The following is a 16,104-nucleotide window of genomic DNA, read 5'->3' as shown; positions in this document are numbered from 1 at the left end:
ACATTGCCCTTCTGTAGTGGGGGTATCTGTGGTAATTTTCCTCGGTTTTTTTAATTGCACGGCATAACTCGGTGGATTTCAGACAGCACCGTAAACTTGCCGTTAAAGATGCCGAAGTCCGTAACCAGCTAAAAAACTATGACAAAAACTCGAAACATTCTGACAGGTGCGATCATCCTGTCTGTATTGGCTTTATGTTTTATCTGGCCAATTCCAAATGATCAGCTGCCATTTCATCGTAATGGATTGATTTACCCCATTATTGTCGTATCTTTTGGCCTGTTTTTCAGTTCTGTGACAGCAAAGCAAAGTCTACATTTAAGCAAAGTTAAGTTCGTTCTCATAACGCTATGGGTGCTGACCTTTTTCATTTTGATTAACGGCTTTTTTGTCGCACCCGATATCAAAGAAATGGTATCGACCTGGGATGGGCAATGGCTACGCCCGGTATTACTTTTCTGTGCAGGTCTTGTCTTATTGCCCGCAATTCAGAAACAATTCCCCTCACTAACCGCGGCACGCCTGTTTACATTGATTATCCTCTTTTTCTGGGGGGTAGTACTGATACACCTTTTAGACAGCATCTACCTCTACTGGCGTGATGGATATATCCCCTGGGGTAAAACACGTATCGTCTTTAACCGCGTACGTATGAGTTTTCAGATCAATATGATCACCGGCTTTATTCTTGCTGAGCTGCTCGCGCGTGGATTATTGCGCCAACGTTTCTTACGCCTTGGTACGCCCGCGTTATCCCTCATGTTGCTTTGTAATCTGATATGCACTGGCCTGGTGGATACCCGCTGGGGCACTATCGGTTTGGTCGGTAGCCTGTTTTCAACCTTTATCCTGCTGAGCATGCATAACATGCGGCGCAGCCGTTTAATCCTCACGGGAAGTATCCTGCTCGCAATTGTTCTTGCCTCAGTGGTGCTCGGCTATACGTCATGGAAAACAGACCCACGCTGGCAAAATCTTGAAAGAGATGCTGTAACAGGATGGAGTGCCCCATTCACCAGCTTCTGTTACAACAAAACTAACGGTTTGGTTCCGATCAATAACATTGGCGGTAAAATGGACCATTCCAATGGCTGCCGCGCCAGCTTCTTCCATCAGGGCTGGAAACTGGTGGGTGAACACCCTGCCGGGATGGGCCCGCGTAAAGAAGCGTTCCGTTATGTTCTGCGGCGTGACACCCAGGATAATCGAATTAATATCCCACACAGCCATTATGGTCTGATTGAGTTTGGCCTCCAGAATGGGATTGCCGGCATCGCCGGTTGGCTTATTCTGCTCGCGGGATGCTGGTATATTGGCTGGAAAGAGTTCCGTCACGGCAACACAATGGTTGGGATGTTCCTGTTACTCTTCACCGTCGGCTTCTTCTCCAGAACCATGGTCGACCATAACCTGAAAGATCACTATCTGGAGCAGTACATGTTCCTTACAGGGTTGCTTATCGGCATGTGTGCCCTGCGAAATCCGCAAGTCACAGATAAACCCTCCTGAACGCACGTTGATCGCGTCTGAGCCTAAAAGCTCTGGCGCGATCAACGCCTTCAGAACTCTTTAGCCTGACGGCTGTCGAATTGCCATCGCACGATTCAGTTAAATCTTGATAGCCACATCATCGCGTAATAGTACGGAGAAAGCATGTCTGGTACGCCGCAGTTAAGCCTCATTGTCGCCGTTTATAATGGCGAGAAATTTCTGAGCGCTTTCTTTGACAGCATCAAAAAACAGAACCTCAGCAGTCTGGAACTCATTATTGTCAATGATGGTTCAAACGACGGCTCAGCAGAAATCATCCAGCGCTATGCGAATGAATTCAGTGATTTTAAAGTGATTGAGCAGGCTAACGGCGGAGTCTCCGTGGCACGCAATTCAGGGCTTGCCATTGCGAAGGGGGAGTATGTCGCCTTCCCGGATATCGACGATGTTATCTATCCAGGAATGTACCCACGCCTGCTGGAAATCGCTTCTGCTGGTCAGTTGGATGTCGCGACCTGCAACGGGACTTACATTTACGACGATGGGCGTCCGTCGAAAAAGATTTTTCCCTCTGACAAACTCTCTTCAACAGATGTGCTGGATGGCCCGAGCTGGCTACAAATGGCGCTGACATCACGTAAATTCCTGCATGTCACCTGGCTGAATATCTACCGCCATGCCTTTATCAAAGAGCAGGGATTTACCTTCGAACCCGGTCTACGCCATCAGGATATCCCATGGACAACCGAAGTTCTTTTGACGGCGAAACGCGTTCAGTATATTGACGAAGTATTTTACGATTACCTGATTCACTCAGCCTCTGTATCCCATACGCCAGGCACTGACGATACCCGGATGCGATCTTCCCGCCACTATATGAAGATTCTTGAGATGCTGGACGCCATCAATAAACGCCATCCAGAACAGGTGAAGCGCGTACCAGCCTGTCACTGGCAGCTAGCAAAAGAAGGTCTTGGGATCCTGCACAGCATCAACAATATTGAAGATATAGAGAAACAGCGCGAGATAACGCGCGAGCTTTTCGAAAGAGGTATCTGGTCAATGATCTGGCAGAATGCACGTGGTTTTCGCCAGCGGTGGCGTCTGGGGCGTCGATTCTTCCGACTTAAAAAAATTCTCAGCTAACGGATATTATGAGCAAACTAAAACTGCATGTTGTCTCCCGGCCTGATTTTATCACTTCTAATTTTGCGGATTTTCAAGAGTTGATTGACCTGGCAATCAACCCTAATGATATTCCCCATCGTTTTTACTGCGGAGGGCGTGGAGTCTGGACATTCCAGACCATGTTATGTCTGAATTACTATTACAACGGTCAGATAGAATGCACCTGGGGAACTGAGTGTCGCTCGGATGCTATCAACCTGATGCATAACGACCACTACGGTTCACGCGTAAAACCTTGGGTTGGTGTAACAGTTGTTGCCCGGGCAGATCGACCACCGGTAATTGGCGCAGATTATGTTGTCGAACAAAATCCTGAAGTTGCCTCAATTCCTGGCCGCCTCTTCATTCCGAACTGGCCACAACCTGGGGTCAAACCTCGTCAACGTACTGATGAATCGATTGAAACCGTCGCCTTTTTTGGGCGTGTCGATAGTTTCCCGGAAGCGTATCGAGAAGGAACATTCAAGCAGCGCCTGGCAGAGCAAGGCATCAAATTGCGGATCTCGTTTGATAACTGGACTAACTACCAGGATGTGGATGTTTGCATCAGTTTTCGCAAATCACACGATCATAAGTTAGCGCGGAAACCTGCCAGCAAACTCATAAACAACTGGTTGGGCAAAACGGTCATGGTTTGTGATGATGAGCCGTCTTACCGAGCTATTCGCGAAAGCGAGTTGGACTATTTGATAGCGAAAACGCCTGATGAAGCATTTGATGCGATCATGAAACTGAAAAACTCCCCTGAACTCTATCGCCAAATGCGCGAACAGGGCGAGAAACGTCTACAGGTCTATTCTCGCGAAGCTGTTGCTGCCCGCTGGTTCAGCTTGTTTGAAGACATCTGGCGTAAAGGATTGCATAACCGCCCTACGTTTGTTCGCGCTGTTCGCTTTGGCTTTGGTAAAGCCATTCGTCCGCTGACTAAAAAGTTCTAATGAGATTGAGCCTGCCAATGCTGAAAACATCTGCAAAATGGTCGCCCGCACTGCGCACCAACCTGCTGCGAACCGTGTTCCTGACGGTTCTCTTTCTGGTCCTGTTCTCGCTTTCTGAAATCATTATTCTACTAAAAGATCATGTCTATCAGCCAAAAGCGGGTGATATTTCACTTTATCTCATCATTTCTTTGCTTGCTGCCATGAGTTCGCGGTTTTTCATAACACGTGTGCTTCTTGCCGTGACATTTATAGTTCAGATCAGCGAGGCCATTTATTATCAATTTTATGGTCAGTTTTATGGACCCAGCGAAGTCTGGTTGGCGTTCGTTGAAACGAAAGATATTGCCAGTGGTATTACCGATAGCCTGGGCTCATTAGGGGTCTACTTTGCCATAATGATTGTGGCAGTCCTGGTTGCGTTGTTTGTTACTCGTCGCCTGGCACCGAAGTGGCATAAAGGGTTAGCAATGCCATGCCTGCTTGCGATTGTCGTAATGTTTGTGGGCCAGTTCTACAAAGCCATTGACGGGCAAATGTATAAATTCAACCCAGATCTGCGTCACTCGCTGCTGCGAAATGGCTTATCTGCTATGAGCTACAGCGCTATCCGGTTGATACCTGAAGCTATCTCTGGTGAAAATCAAAATATTGCCCATTACGAACCCTATGCCGTGACGCCAGTACCGGATACGCATGCTGGTAAGTATTCGATTATTCTTGCCATCGGTGAAAGCCTGAATCCTCACCATGTGAGCGCACTTGGCTATGAGCGTGATACCACGCCTGAGCTGAAGGCACTGCTCCAACAGTACCAAGGGACAGGCCGTTTAATTATCTCAAATGCCGTATCGACGCGCGTGGCCATCCCGATGCTGGTCAACAACCTCCGCGAACCCGACAACTACGCAGCTTATAAATCCAGAGCCACGAATATCTTTTCCAACGCAAAAAAGCACGGATACCAGACGGCCTTTATTTCTGCGCAAGGACTCGAGGGGCTTAGCAACTGGATTGGTATTCATGACATCGACTTGTGGGAAGACACGCAAATCCGTCCTGCTCCAGAAGTGGGTGCGGATGTGGTTCTCACACCATCAGTCGAAAAATCCAATCTGGACTGGAACAAACCGTTCCTGATGGTATTGAACAGCCGTGCGCCACATATCCCTTATGAGCGAAACATTCCGCCTGGATTTGCTAAATTCTCTACCCCGCGTCTGAGTGATGACGTTGCGCAGAAGAAGAACGAGTACGATGACGCCGTTCGTCTGTACGACAAAGAACTCGCCGCCGCGATTCGCACAGCTATGGCGAAGTCGAAACTGCCTGTCCTGGTATTCATCACTTCCGATCATGGTGAAAGAGTGGGAGACGGTGGCCTCTTTGGACACTCAGTGGTTGAGATGCCAATAGCCCAGACTCCATTCCTGTACTTCAGTAACGATCCGGAATATTCGATGAGCAACATCACCAATCATGTGCCGCTCAACCATTTCCAGCTCGCTACCCTCATCAACAAAATGCTTGGGTTTAACGTGAAAAACCCTAATCAGAAAGATGATTCTTATTTCATCACCGGTGGTGATATTCGGGGTCTCTCTGAGCGCATAACTTACCATCTCAACGCCTTACCTCCGGCAGAGCAATAGTATTGATATGAATGGCGGGGAAGCCTTTCCCTGCCATTTTTTCAACCACTTTGCGCACAAGCTTCAATCATCGGCCTGACTGATGTACCAAAGGGATAGCTTTAAGCACGCTAAATGCTTAGAATTTGCCCGCCGAAGTATAAAAACGGATAACTCGCTTGGAATTTCTGTATACCACCTTGCTCTACCTGATTCAGCCGCTAGTCTGGCTGAGGTTATTGTTGCGCAGCCGAAAGGCTCCCGCGTACCGTAAACGCTGGGCTGAACGCTATGGCTTTTGCAAAAATAAGGTAGTGCCTGATGGCATACTGCTGCACTCCGTCTCCGTAGGCGAGACGCTGGCCGCCATTCCGCTGGTGCGTGCGCTGCGCCATCGTTACCCGTCATTGCCGATAACTGTCACAACCATGACGCCAACCGGTTCTGAGCGGGCAATGTCTGCCTTCGGCAAAGATGTGCAGCATGTCTATCTGCCGTACGATTTACCCGGCGCGATGAACCGCTTCTTCAATACCACGCGTCCGAAGCTGGTTATCGTGATGGAAACCGAGCTGTGGCCAAACATGGTTGCCGCGCTGCATAAGCGCAAAATCCCGCTGGTGATTGCCAATGCACGTCTGTCTGAACGCTCAGCAAAAGGCTACGGCAAGCTCGGAAAATTTATGCGTCGACTACTGAGCCGCATCACCCTGATTGCCGCACAGAACGAAGAGGACGGTAACCGTTTCCTCGCGTTGGGCCTCAAACGTAATCAGCTGACTATTACCGGTAGCCTCAAATTTGATATCTCCGTGACGCCAGAACTGGCAGCACGTGCGGTGACGTTACGTCGTCAGTGGGCGCCGCGTCGTCAGGTGTGGATCGCAACCAGCACCCATGACGGCGAAGAAAAAATCATCCTCGACGCGCATAAAAAGCTGCTGGAAACTTTCCCCGATCTGCTGCTGATTCTGGTGCCACGTCATCCTGAACGCTTTGCTGACGCCCGTGAACTGGTGCAGAAAGCGGGTATGCCGTTTACGCTGCGCAGCACGGGTGAAATCCCTTCCGCTACCACGCAGGTGGTCATTGGCGACACCATGGGTGAGCTGATGCTGCTGTACGGTATTGCTGACCTGGCCTTTGTCGGCGGCAGCCTCGTTGAACGTGGTGGACACAACCCGCTGGAACCGGCCGCGCATGCAATTCCGGTATTGATGGGCCCGCATACCTTCAATTTCAAAGATATCTGCGCCAAACTTCAGCAGGATGACGGACTCATCACGGTCACCGATATGGACACTCTGGTGAAAGAAGTCTCTACGCTGCTGACTGATGAAGATTACCGCCTCTGGTATGGCCGCCATGCCGTCGAAGTGCTTCATCAGAATCAGGGCGCGCTTGCCCGTCTGCTACAGTTACTGCAACCCTATCTGCCTCAGCGGAGCCACTAATGCCAACTCGCCTGTCGGTGGTGATGATCGCCAAAAACGCTGCCGATCTGCTGCCGGATTGCCTGGCATCAGTGCAATGGGCTGACGAGATTGTTCTGCTGGACTCCGGCAGCGATGACAACACAGTTGAACTGGCAAGAAGTCTTGGCGTGCAGGTTCATGCGAACGCCGACTGGCAGGGCTACGGCATTCAGCGTCAGCGCGCGCAAGCGCTCGCCACCGGCGATTATGTGTTAATGATCGACACAGACGAACGCGTCACGCCTGAGCTCGAAAAATCCCTTCGCGACGTCCTTGCGGCCCCAGAACCGGGCGCCGTTTACAGTATCGCCCGCCGTAACTATTTTCTCGGTCGTTTTATGCGTCACAGCGGTTGGTATCCAGACAGAGTTCTGCGTCTTTACGAACGTGAGCGCTGGCAGTACAACGATAATCGAGTGCATGAATCCCTCGACAGTCGCGGTGCAAAAGTTGTTGAGCTAAAGGGCGACCTGAAACATCTGACTTGTCGTGATTTTACTGAGTTCCAGCGTAAACAGCTGGCTTACGCCACGGCATGGGCGCAGGAACGTCATCAGAAAGGCAAGAAAACCTCACTGGCAAGTGTTTTTGGTCACACGTTGGGCGCGTTAATCAAAACGCTTATCCTGCGTGGCGGCGTTCTGGATGGCGCACAGGGCTGGCTGTTGTCGGTCGTGAACGCGCAGTATACGTTTAACAAGTACACCGAGCTGTGGGCGCTGAACCGCGGCTTTAGCAAAAAGGCGTGAGTCATGAGCACAAAAGCCATCTACCCGGGCACGTTTGATCCCATCACCAACGGCCATCTCGATATCGTTACTCGCGCCAGCTGCATGTTCGATAAAGTGCTGCTGGCCATTGCATCCAGCCCAAGTAAAAAACCGATGTTTGACCTGGATGAACGCGTCGCGTTAGCCAGACAAGCGACTTCACACCTGACTAATGTGGAAGTGGTGGGTTTTAGTGACCTGATGGCAAACTTCGCTCGCGCGCAGCAGGCCAACATCTTGATTCGTGGTTTAAGGGCAGTGGCGGATTTCGAATACGAGATGCAGCTGGCGCACATGAATCGCCACCTGATGCCAGAGCTTGAGAGCGTGTTCCTGATGCCGTCGAAAGAGTGGTCGTTTATCTCCTCTTCACTGGTGAAAGAAGTGGCGCGCCACGATGGCGACGTCGCCCACTTTCTGCCGCCTGCTGTCCACCAGGCGCTGATGGACAAGTTGAAATAATCACTTCTGGCAGCGGCGGCAGTAAAATGTTGCCCGCTGCGCATGCTTCGTCGCAATAATCGGCGAGCCACAGACCCGACAAGGTTCATCCTTCCGACCGTAGACCTGCAATTCCTGCGCAAAATAGCCCGGCTTACCGTCGCTTTGCAGGAAATCTTTCAGCGTCGTTCCGCCCTGTTCAATAGAGCGCAGCAGCACCGCCTTGATGACACGCACCAATAACGCGCACTCTTCCGCAGAAAGCGATGATGCGAGCCTGTCAGGGTGAATGCCTGCGGCAAACAGCGACTCGCTGGCATAGATGTTCCCTACCCCGACCACCAACTTGTTATCCATCAACCACGGTTTGATCGGCGTTTTCTTTTTCGCACACTTCTCGCGGAAGTAATCGGTGTTAAATGCCTCACTCAGAGGTTCCGGGCCGAGATGAGCCAACACACTGTGGCCTTCCAGCTCTTTGGTCCACAGCCACGCGCCGAATCGGCGAGGGTCAGTGTAACGCAGCACTTTGCCGTTACTCATCACCAGGTCGACATGATCGTGCTTCTCTGGCGAGCGTTCTTCGGCGAGGATACGCAAACTGCCTGACATCCCGAGGTGGATGATTATCCAGCCGTCAGGCAGCTCAAGCAGCAGATATTTGGCGCGACGCTGAACGCTGAGTACGGGCTTATCGCTGAGGCTATGAATTTCCGCAGATACGGGCCAGCGCAGTCGGCCGTTGCGAACAATCACGTGCAGGATGGTCTCACCGACCAGATGCGGCTCTATACCGCGACGGCTGGTCTCGACCTCGGGTAATTCAGGCATGACGTCTCCAAATACTTTGCAGGATGCGTCCTATTATGGGGGCGAGCAGAAAACAAAAAACCCCGCCGAAGCGGGGTTTTTCTATAAGAGAACTAAAATTATTTAATTTTAGCTTCTTTGTACAGTACGTGCTGACGGACAACTGGATCGAACTTTTTCAGTTCCAGTTTTTCCGGCTTAGTACGCTTGTTCTTCGTGGTGGTATAGAAGTGACCAGTACCAGCAGAAGAAACCAGCTTGATTTTCTCACGAATACCTTTAGCCATGATTTAATTCCTCTTAGTACTTAGTACTTTTCGCCACGGGCACGCAGTTCGGACAGAACTGTATCGATGCCTTTCTTGTCAATAACACGCATACCTTTAGCAGATACACGCAGGGTGACAAAGCGCTTCTCGCTCTCAACCCAGAAACGGTGAGAGTGCAGGTTCGGCAGGAAACGGCGCTTAGTCGCGTTCAGTGCGTGGGAACGGTTGTTACCGGTCACCGGACGCTTGCCAGTTACTTGGCAGACTCGGGACATGTCTATTCTCCAAAAATCAAATTAGCTCGAGCTTCGTATAGGGTATTGGCGCCTCGTCAGGCTGCTACAGCCCGGTCTGACGGTTCTAAGTGAACTCGTATAGCCAGGCCCAAATGCCAAACCCGAGATTCTCAAAGGTGGCGTAGTATACGCTGACTCCGCGGTGTGCTCAAGTCCCGAACAGACAAAGATCCCGGTGGATCGCTAAATCCATCCGTGCTCAGCAAAAGAAATTATCTCTCCTTTGCCGACGATCAAGTGATCGAGGACGCTTATCTCCATGAAGTGGCAGCACTTTATCACTCTTTCAGTGATGATTCTATCCGCTTTACTAGGCTGAGCACTGCCTGAAGGATGATTATGTGCGAGTATCAGCGCCGCCGCATTGACCTTAATGGCCTCGCGGACTATCTCACGAGGGTGAACTTCGACATGGCTCAACGTCCCGCTGAACATTCGGCTATGCTTTAACACCCTGTTTTGACTATCTAAGAAAATCACCATGAAGATCTCACGCTCTTCTTTCGCCAGCTGACTTTGCAGAAATTCACGCGTGGCATGAGGGCTGCTCAGCGGGTCTTCCTGCATCATCAACTGAAGATTAAAAAAACGTCGCGCCAGTTCGGCAATGCCTTTAAGTTGGGCATATTTGGCGATACCAATGCCGTCCATCCTCAGAAGTTCTGACTCTGGTGCCAACAGCAAACCGTGTAACGACCCAAAATGTTTCAGCAAATAATCGGCGAAAGAAAACACATCACGTCGCTGCGTACCTGTTCGTAAAAACAGAGCCAGCAGTTCAACGTCACTGAGTACTTCAATCCCCTCGGTTTGCATTTTTTCACGCGGCAAAATCCGTTCAACGTCTTCCATACGTCTTCTCCTTTTGACGACAGCTATCTTGCCATGCGCCCCATCATGCGCACGACAGCGGATTGCCACACTTGCGTAACGCCTCGCACAGTGGATTTTCCTTTGCAGCACGACAACGGAGGGATTGTGATAAAATGGGCGTATTCCGATGTCTTCCACAGGAAAGAATCATGTTAAGCCTGGCCGGTAAAAAAATCGTTCTTGGTGTCAGCGGAGGTATCGCTGCTTACAAAACGCCGGAACTGGTGCGCCGCTTGCGCGAACGTGGCGCAGAAGTCCGCGTCGCCATGACAGATGCTGCGAAAGCCTTCATCACGCCATTGAGCCTTCAGGCGGTATCCGGTTTCCCGGTGTCCGACAGCCTGCTGGACCCTGCCGCCGAAGCCGCGATGGGTCATATTGAGCTCGGGAAATGGGCTGACCTGGTGATTTTGGCCCCGGCGACTGCCGACCTCATCGCCCGTATTGCCGCAGGCATGGCCAATGATCTGGTCTCCACCATTTGCCTCGCCACCGCGGCCCCAGTCGCCGTCGTACCAGCGATGAATCAGCAAATGTACCGCGCAGCAGCGACCCAGCATAATCTGGACACGCTCGCTTCACGTGGACTGCTGCTCTGGGGCCCAGACAGTGGCAGCCAGGCCTGTGGCGATATCGGCCCAGGCCGTATGCTGGATCCGCTGGTGATTGTCGAGATGGCGGCAACGCATTTTTCGCCTGTCAAAGACCTGCAACATCTCAATATCATGATTACCGCAGGCCCTACCCGCGAACCGTTAGATCCGGTGCGTTACATCACCAACCACAGTTCCGGTAAAATGGGCTTCGCGATTGCGGCGGCAGCAGCACAGCGTGGTGCAAACGTCACGCTGGTCAGCGGCCCTGTTGCAATGGCTACCCCGCCATTCATTCAGCGCATCGATGTAACGACGGCGCTGGAAATGGAAGCTGCTGTCCAGAAAAATGCGCAAAATCAGCACATTTTTATTGGCTGCGCAGCGGTTGCTGACTATCGTGCAGCGGCCATTTCGGACGAGAAGATTAAAAAGCAAGGTGATGAATTAACGATAAAAATGGTTAAAAATCCGGATATCGTTGCTGGTGTTGCCGCGCTCACGACCTCTCGTCCTTATGTCGTAGGGTTTGCCGCAGAAACAAATAATGTGGAAGAATACGCGCAGAAAAAGCGAGCCCGCAAGAACCTTGATCTGATCTGCGCGAACGATGTATCGCAAGAGAATCAAGGATTTAATAGCGATAACAATGCATTACACCTTTTCTGGCAGGATGGAGATAAAGTCTTACCGCTTGCGCGAAAGGAACTCCTGGGCCAACTACTACTGGACGAGATCGTTACCCGTTATGATGAAAAAAATCGACGTTAAGATTATGGACCCGCGTGTTGGCGAGCAATTCCCGCTGCCGACATACGCCACCTCCGGCTCTGCCGGACTTGACCTGCGAGCCTGTCTTGATGAAGCCGTAGAACTGGCTCCTGGCGCAACCACACTGCTGCCAACTGGCTTGGCTATTCATATCGCGGATTCCTCCCTGGCAGCCGTTATTCTGCCGCGTTCCGGTCTCGGCCATAAGCACGGTGTCGTGCTGGGTAATCTGGTCGGCCTTATCGATTCAGATTATCAGGGCCAATTGATGGTTTCCGTCTGGAACCGTGGTCAGCAGAGCTTTACCATCGAGCCGGGTGAACGTATTGCCCAAATGGTATTTGTTCCTGTCGTTCAGGCAGAGTTCAACCTGGTGGAAGAGTTTGACGCCACCGATCGTGGCGAAGGCGGCTTCGGCCATTCAGGACGCAAATAAGCCGTTCTGAAGCAGCATCCACCAGCGCAATAATGCAATAACATCACCGCAAGCACTTGTTTGCGGTCGTTGTGTGGATGCCCGCCTGACGAGTGTTTATTTTCAGGGGTATTTGAAAACATGGCAGAAAAACAAACCGCGAAACGGAATCGTCGCGAAGAAATACTTCAATCTCTGGCGCTTATGCTTGAATCCAGTGATGGTAGTCAACGTATTACTACTGCAAAGCTGGCCGCCTCAGTGGGCGTTTCCGAAGCGGCGTTGTATCGCCATTTCCCAAGCAAAACCCGGATGTTCGACAGCCTGATCGAGTTCATCGAAGACAGCCTGATCACCCGTATCAATCTGATTTTGAAGGATGAAAAAGACACCAACGCCCGTTTGCGTCTGATTGTGCTATTGATTCTCGGCTTCGGTGAACGTAACCCAGGTCTGACACGCATTCTGACCGGTCATGCCCTGATGTTTGAACAGGACAGACTGCAGGGTCGCATCAACCAGCTTTTCGAGCGCATTGAAGCTCAGCTGCGTCAGGTATTACGCGAAAAGAAAATGCGCGAAGGCGAAGGCTACGTTAACGATGAGACACTGCTAGCTGGCCAGATTCTGGCGTTCTGCGAAGGGATGCTTTCCCGCTTTGTGCGCAGTGAATTCAAATACTGCCCAACGGAAGATTTTGATGCCCGCTGGCCGCTGGTTGCAGCACAACTCCAGTAAAAAAACCGGGCGCGATGCCCGGTTTCGTTTTTATACGCCAAACTCTTCGCGATACGCCCGGACTGCCACCAGATGGTCGGCCATCTCCGGCTTTTCTTCCAGGTAAGCAATCAAGTCTTTCAGAGTGATAATAGAAATCACCTGACAGCCGTAGTCGCGCTCAACTTCCTGAATCGCAGAAATTTCCCCGCGCCCGCGCTCCTGGCGGTTCAGCGAAATCAGCACACCCGCAAGCGTTGCGCCATTAGCCTGGATGATTTCCATCGACTCACGGATAGCCGTTCCAGCAGTGATCACATCGTCGACCAGCATGATTCGGCCTTCGAGCGGACTGCCCACCAGGTTGCCGCCTTCACCATGGGTTTTGGCTTCTTTGCGATTAAAGCAGTACGGCACATCGCGATCGTGATGTTCAGCCAGTGCGACCGCAGCAGTCGTGGCAATCGGGATACCTTTATACGCTGGGCCAAACAGCAGGTCGAAATCGATGCCTGAATCCATTAGCGCTTCAGCGTAAAAACGACCTAACAGCGCCAAATCGCGCCCGGTATTAAACAGCCCGGCATTAAAGAAATAGGGGCTTTTGCGCCCGGATTTCAGCGTGAATTCGCCGAACTTCAATACCTGCTTATTAAGCGCAAATTCAATAAACTGGCGCTGATACGGTTTCATGGATTCACTCCTCATCCTGTTTTCTACAGACAAAAAAAGGGCGACTCATCAGTCGCCCTCTAATTAATTTTCTAACGCCGCTTTCTGCGTCGTGACAATAGATTCGATTCCCCCTCGGGCTAAAGCCAACAAGGTAAGAAGTTCCTCATGGGTGAACGGTTCGCCTTCTGCCGTACCCTGCACTTCGATGATGCGACCATCTTCGGTCATCACCACGTTCATGTCAGTTTCTGCGGCGGAATCTTCAACGTATTCCAGGTCGCACAGCGCTTCACCGGCAACGATACCGACGGAAACCGCAGCAACCATGCCTTTCATCGGGTTGGTTTTGAGCTTACCGGCAGCAACCAGTTTGTTCAGGGCATCAGCCAGCGCTACACAGGCACCGGTAATGGATGCGGTACGCGTGCCGCCATCAGCCTGGATGACGTCGCAGTCCAGCGTAATGGTGAATTCACCCAGCGTTTTCAGGTCAACGGCAGCGCGCAGGGCACGAGCGATCAGACGCTGAATTTCCATGGTACGGCCACCCTGCTTGCCTTTCGCCGCTTCACGGGCGTTGCGGGTGTGGGTGGAACGCGGCAGCATGCCGTATTCGGCGGTGATCCAGCCCTGGCCCTGCCCTTTCAGAAAACGCGGGACGCCTTCGTCAATGGATGCAGTGCAAAGCACTTTGGTATCACCGAATTCGACCAGCACAGAGCCTTCAGCGTGTTTGGTGTAGTTACGGGTCAGGGTTACGGGACGCACCTGATGAGCGCTACGGCCTGCTGGACGCATGATGATATCTCCGGCTTAAAACGAATGTGGCTGCGCATTATACGGATTAAACGCGCTTATTCCTATCATGAGAAAGCCCCGCTAGCTATAATCCCCCCATCTCTCCTTTAAAAACAGGAACGTCTATGATCCGCAGTATGACCGCCTACGCCCGTCGTGAAATCAAAGGTGAATGGGGCAGTGCCGCGTGGGAATTGCGCTCGGTAAACCAGCGTTATCTCGAAACTTACTTCCGCATGCCGGAACAGTTCCGGAGCCTGGAGCCGGTTGTCCGTGAGCGTATCCGTGCCCGTCTGACGCGTGGGAAGGTCGAATGTACCCTGCGTTTCGAACAAGATCCGATCGCGACCGGCGAGCTCATTCTCAACGAAAAGCTGGCGAAACAGCTGGTCACCGCGGCCAACTGGGTCAAAATGCAAAGCGACGAGGGCGAAGTTAACCCGGTAGATATTCTGCGTTGGCCGGGAGTTATGGCCGCTCAGGAGCAAGACCTTGATGCAATCAGCGCTGAAATCCTCTCTGCTCTTGATGGCGCACTCGATGACTTCATCGTTGCCCGTGAAACTGAAGGCACTGCGCTGAAAGCACTCATTGAACAACGGCTTGACGGCGTTAGCGCCGAAGTTGTCAAAGTCCGTGCGCATATGCCTGAAATTCTCCAGTGGCAGCGCGAGCGCCTGGTCTCGAAGCTTGAAGACGCACAGGTACAGCTTGAGAACAATCGCCTCGAGCAGGAGTTGGTCATGATGGCCCAGCGTATTGACGTCTCTGAAGAGCTTGATCGTCTCGAAGCCCATGTGAAAGAAACCTGGAACATCCTGAAAAAGAAAGAGGCTGTGGGTCGTCGCCTCGACTTTATGATGCAGGAGTTCAACCGTGAATCGAACACGCTGGCATCTAAATCCATAAACAGTGAAGTCACCACCTCCGCCATCGAGCTGAAAGTGCTGATTGAACAGATGCGCGAGCAGATTCAGAATATCGAATAAGTGAACAGGCCCGGTTCACGCCGGGCTTTTCAACTTCCGAACTTTGATGGGTGTTAAACAGCATACTTTTACTAATCCATAAAAAAAGCAATATCGCCTTAGAATGGCCAATGGATATCATTTCAAATAACAAAAACTAATCCTTTTCAGTTTGCCTTAGAAAATCTCAATCGTGATCAACCGCACAAATCGCTAATCTGCCGCTCTGACTTGCGAGGGCAATTATGCTGCTACATATTCTTTATCTCATTGGGATCACCGCGGAAGCGATGACAGGTGCGCTGGCGGCCGGACGTCGCCGGATGGATACCTTTGGCGTCATCATCATTGCCACTGCTACGGCGCTCGGCGGCGGTTCGGTGCGCGATATCCTGCTCGGCCACTATCCTCTGGGTTGGGTTAAACACCCGGAATACGTGATTATTGTGGCCATCGCCGCAGTGCTGACGACCATCGTTGCCCCCGTAATGCCACATCTGCGTCGCCTGTTCCTCGTGCTTGATGCGCTTGGCCTGGTGGTGTTCTCCATCATCGGCGCTCAGATTGCACTGGACATGGGAGAAGGCCCGGTAATCGCCTGTATCGCAGCAGTGGTAACGGGCGTTTTTGGCGGCGTGTTACGCGATATGTTCTGTAAGCGCATCCCGCTGGTGTTCCAGAAAGAGCTGTACGCTGGGGTCTCGTTTGCGTCTGCGGTGCTGTATATCGCCCTGCAGAACTATGTCAGCAACCATGATGTGGTGGTGATTGCCACGCTGTTGTTCGGCTTTACCATGCGCATGCTGGCGCTCCGTCTAAAACTCGGCCTGCCTGTATTTCATTACAAGCACAATGCGCATTAACCTCTGGCGTCAGCACAGCAAATATTCCTATCGATTTCGAATAATTCATGCTTGAAAGCACTTATTGGCCACACATTAGAATGGAAAATTCCTATACAATAGCAGTATTATTTTAAGACCAA

18 protein-coding genes are annotated in these 16,104 nt (G+C 51.5%); 12 read left to right on the top strand and 6 right to left on the bottom strand.

The window, feature by feature from the left end; translation table 11 throughout:
• Positions 1 to 138 precede the first annotated feature (138 nt).
• The 7 genes from MUU46_RS11600 to coaD all read left to right on the top strand — a co-directional run bounded on the left by MUU46_RS11600 (position 139) and on the right by coaD (position 7,955).
• Entirely contained in the window at positions 139 to 1,509 is a 1,371-nt protein-coding gene (locus MUU46_RS11600) for an O-antigen ligase family protein (RefSeq protein ID WP_258965587.1), read from the top strand.
• A 144-nt stretch (positions 1,510 to 1,653) separates the two neighbouring features.
• Positions 1,654 to 2,637: a glycosyltransferase gene (locus tag MUU46_RS11595; protein ID WP_258965586.1), complete on the top strand. Its 984-nt coding sequence runs from the start codon at positions 1,654 to 1,656 to the stop codon at positions 2,635 to 2,637.
• A gap of 8 nt (positions 2,638 to 2,645) precedes the next feature.
• On the top strand, positions 2,646 to 3,617 hold the full coding sequence (locus tag MUU46_RS11590) for a glycosyltransferase family protein (RefSeq protein WP_258965585.1): 972 nt from the start codon (positions 2,646 to 2,648) through the stop codon (positions 3,615 to 3,617).
• A 17-nt stretch (positions 3,618 to 3,634) separates the two neighbouring features.
• Positions 3,635 to 5,269, top strand: a complete 1,635-nt coding sequence (locus MUU46_RS11585; RefSeq protein ID WP_159757091.1) for a sulfatase-like hydrolase/transferase — start codon at positions 3,635 to 3,637, stop codon at positions 5,267 to 5,269.
• 158 nt (positions 5,270 to 5,427) lie between these two features.
• Positions 5,428 to 6,702, top strand: a complete 1,275-nt coding sequence (gene waaA / locus MUU46_RS11580) for a lipid IV(A) 3-deoxy-D-manno-octulosonic acid transferase (RefSeq protein WP_159757088.1) — start codon at positions 5,428 to 5,430, stop codon at positions 6,700 to 6,702.
• The gene (locus MUU46_RS11575; protein ID WP_258965584.1) at positions 6,702 to 7,472 is read left to right on the top strand and encodes a glycosyltransferase family 2 protein; all 771 of its coding nucleotides are present in this window, start codon (positions 6,702 to 6,704) and stop codon (positions 7,470 to 7,472) included. The genes waaA and MUU46_RS11575 overlap by 1 nt, the downstream gene beginning before the upstream one ends.
• A gap of 3 nt (positions 7,473 to 7,475) precedes the next feature.
• Positions 7,476 to 7,955 carry a pantetheine-phosphate adenylyltransferase gene (gene coaD, locus MUU46_RS11570; protein WP_159757082.1) on the top strand — a complete coding sequence of 160 codons (480 nt, stop codon included), beginning with the start codon at positions 7,476 to 7,478 and terminating at the stop codon, positions 7,953 to 7,955.
• Here the strand turns inward: coaD and mutM are convergent, their stop codons facing one another.
• The 4 genes from mutM to radC all read right to left on the bottom strand — a co-directional run bounded on the left by mutM (position 7,956) and on the right by radC (position 10,161).
• Positions 7,956 to 8,765 carry a DNA-formamidopyrimidine glycosylase gene (gene mutM / locus MUU46_RS11565; protein WP_159757079.1) on the bottom strand — a complete coding sequence of 270 codons (810 nt, stop codon included), beginning with the start codon at positions 8,763 to 8,765 and terminating at the stop codon, positions 7,956 to 7,958.
• Between the two features lie 98 nt (positions 8,766 to 8,863).
• Complete coding sequence (gene rpmG / locus MUU46_RS11560) at positions 8,864 to 9,031, bottom strand: 50S ribosomal protein L33 (RefSeq protein ID WP_003024094.1); 168 nt, start codon at positions 9,029 to 9,031, stop codon at positions 8,864 to 8,866.
• Between the two features lie 20 nt (positions 9,032 to 9,051).
• Positions 9,052 to 9,288, bottom strand: a complete 237-nt coding sequence (gene rpmB, locus MUU46_RS11555; protein ID WP_002436699.1) for a 50S ribosomal protein L28 — start codon at positions 9,286 to 9,288, stop codon at positions 9,052 to 9,054.
• A 204-nt stretch (positions 9,289 to 9,492) separates the two neighbouring features.
• Positions 9,493 to 10,161 carry a RadC family protein gene (gene radC / locus MUU46_RS11550; protein ID WP_159757076.1) on the bottom strand — a complete coding sequence of 223 codons (669 nt, stop codon included), beginning with the start codon at positions 10,159 to 10,161 and terminating at the stop codon, positions 9,493 to 9,495.
• A 170-nt stretch (positions 10,162 to 10,331) separates the two neighbouring features.
• On the opposite strand from radC, the gene coaBC reads away from it, so the two are divergent.
• The 3 genes from coaBC (at position 10,332) to slmA (ending at position 12,699) form a co-directional block, all read left to right on the top strand.
• On the top strand, positions 10,332 to 11,546 hold the full coding sequence (gene coaBC / locus MUU46_RS11545; RefSeq protein ID WP_159757073.1) for a bifunctional phosphopantothenoylcysteine decarboxylase/phosphopantothenate--cysteine ligase CoaBC: 1,215 nt from the start codon (positions 10,332 to 10,334) through the stop codon (positions 11,544 to 11,546).
• Entirely contained in the window at positions 11,524 to 11,982 is a 459-nt protein-coding gene (gene dut, locus MUU46_RS11540) for a dUTP diphosphatase (RefSeq protein WP_166665219.1), read from the top strand. The genes coaBC and dut overlap by 23 nt, the downstream gene beginning before the upstream one ends.
• A gap of 120 nt (positions 11,983 to 12,102) precedes the next feature.
• Positions 12,103 to 12,699, top strand: a complete 597-nt coding sequence (gene slmA / locus MUU46_RS11535; RefSeq protein WP_125354656.1) for a nucleoid occlusion factor SlmA — start codon at positions 12,103 to 12,105, stop codon at positions 12,697 to 12,699.
• A gap of 30 nt (positions 12,700 to 12,729) precedes the next feature.
• On the opposite strand, the gene pyrE is transcribed toward slmA, so the two are convergent.
• Together pyrE and rph are read right to left on the bottom strand one after the other, a co-directional pair.
• Positions 12,730 to 13,371 carry an orotate phosphoribosyltransferase gene (gene pyrE / locus MUU46_RS11530; RefSeq protein ID WP_159757070.1) on the bottom strand — a complete coding sequence of 214 codons (642 nt, stop codon included), beginning with the start codon at positions 13,369 to 13,371 and terminating at the stop codon, positions 12,730 to 12,732.
• 63 nt (positions 13,372 to 13,434) lie between these two features.
• Positions 13,435 to 14,151 (bottom strand): ribonuclease PH, encoded by a 717-nt coding sequence (gene rph, locus MUU46_RS11525; RefSeq protein ID WP_110510335.1) that lies wholly within the window; start codon positions 14,149 to 14,151, stop codon positions 13,435 to 13,437.
• Between the two features lie 125 nt (positions 14,152 to 14,276).
• On the opposite strand from rph, the gene MUU46_RS11520 reads away from it, so the two are divergent.
• Together MUU46_RS11520 and MUU46_RS11515 are read left to right on the top strand one after the other, a co-directional pair.
• Entirely contained in the window at positions 14,277 to 15,140 is an 864-nt protein-coding gene (locus tag MUU46_RS11520; protein WP_258965583.1) for a YicC/YloC family endoribonuclease, read from the top strand.
• A 224-nt stretch (positions 15,141 to 15,364) separates the two neighbouring features.
• A complete protein-coding gene (locus MUU46_RS11515; RefSeq protein ID WP_110510337.1) occupies positions 15,365 to 15,982 on the top strand; it encodes a trimeric intracellular cation channel family protein in 618 nt (205 codons plus the stop codon).
• Positions 15,983 to 16,104 lie beyond the last annotated feature (122 nt).

The organism is Scandinavium tedordense (genome assembly GCF_024764965.1).
Lineage (GTDB): Bacteria > Pseudomonadota > Gammaproteobacteria > Enterobacterales > Enterobacteriaceae > Scandinavium > Scandinavium tedordense.
Note: the sequence above shows the minus strand (reverse complement) of the source record. Positions and strands in the feature narration are given on the sequence as shown.